Here is a 1,351-nt window from a genome sequence, read left to right on the forward strand (position 1 = left end):
TATTGAAATTATGTCCGCTCATACCGGCATCTTCGAGACGAATCATTACCTTTGATTTATCCAGAATACGCATAACGATCGATTCACCGTTCATAATGGGAAGTGTCGAGACACGGAAGTCAAATTCACGGTTCATAATTGTCGCTGAAAAACGGCCGTCCTGCGGTTTTCGTCTTTCGGCGATATCAAGGTTGGAGAGCAGTTTCAAACGGGATGATAACGGGGGATAGATATCCTTGTCGAAACGGAAGCTTTCTGTCAACATTCCGTCGATACGGCTTCTGACAATACAGCTGTTTTCGGTTGGTTCGATATGGATGTCACTCGCGCGTCCGATGATCGAAGATTTCAGGATAACTTCGATCAGTTTCAAAATAGCCGACGATTCACTCGCTTCCGTTGCCGATGCACTCTCTGAAATCTCTTCACGAATCTCATTCACGAGACCTTTGATACTTTCCGACATCTCGAGACGGTTGAGATGATAGGCAATCTGGCTTGGTCTTGAAAGTGCAATTGTTACCGGTTTTTTTGGGAAAGCACGCTGAATGGTCTCCTGGGCGTTAAAGTCAAATGGGTCCTTGAAGACGACAGTAACATTAAGATCACTCTCTTTGATTGGCAATGCACCGATTTTTTCGAGTTTTTGCATTGGAAGTCTTGAAATGAGACGCAAATCGATATCGACTTCATCGAGATTGATATATTCCATTTTCATCAATTCAGAAAGATGTTTCAAAATCTTGTCGAGATTGATGGCTGCTCCCTCCTGTTCTAACATTTCAAGAGAGATAGTGCCTTTTCTGACTTCATCCGCAATAAATTTATACGCCTGGTCTGATTGTAAAATATTGTTGTCAATCAATGCTTTGAGTGTGATTTTTTTCTCTTTTTTGCTTCTCAAAAGATCGGCAATCTGAGTTTTTGTGACCAATCCGCCGTTAATCAGCAATTCAATGATTTTTCCCATCGTTACCAATACCTATGCACGTTTAATATATGGTTGTCGAGTCTCTCTTCGATAATCATTTTTGGAGAACCTTTGCCATGCGCAATATAGAGAACATAGAGCATGTCATTTTTCTCTTTCGCATTGAAATAGTATTTTTCATCCACTTTTTTATACTGATGTTTGGTATACATATCAAAGATTTTCGAAAGGATGTAATCGGTTTCAGGCAGGCGCAGATTGGAAATATCTACGTTATCCAAAAGGGCATGATAGAGCAGTTTTTTTTGTAAAATGATAGTTGCGAAATAGCTGGCATTGGCCCGTTCTGTTTTTGAATGGCGTAGCCCGGTCATCGGAACAGCGAGGCGGTCGATGTAATCCGCTTTGAGACATGAAAAA

Annotated in this window: 2 protein-coding genes; both read right to left on the reverse strand. The window is 41.1% G+C overall.

The annotated features are described in order from the left end of the window. Positions 1-970 (reverse strand): ATPase, T2SS/T4P/T4SS family (locus Q1K24_RS05745; RefSeq protein ID WP_300367336.1); only part of this gene is annotated, 970 nt, incomplete at its 3' end. A gap of 2 nt (positions 971-972) precedes the next feature. Next, the coding region (locus Q1K24_RS05750; protein WP_300367338.1) for a hypothetical protein at positions 973-1,351 on the reverse strand (379 nt) is incomplete at its 5' end.

It is taken from the genome of Hydrogenimonas sp. (genome assembly GCF_029932565.1).
Classification (GTDB): Bacteria; Campylobacterota; Campylobacteria; order Campylobacterales; family Hydrogenimonadaceae; genus Hydrogenimonas.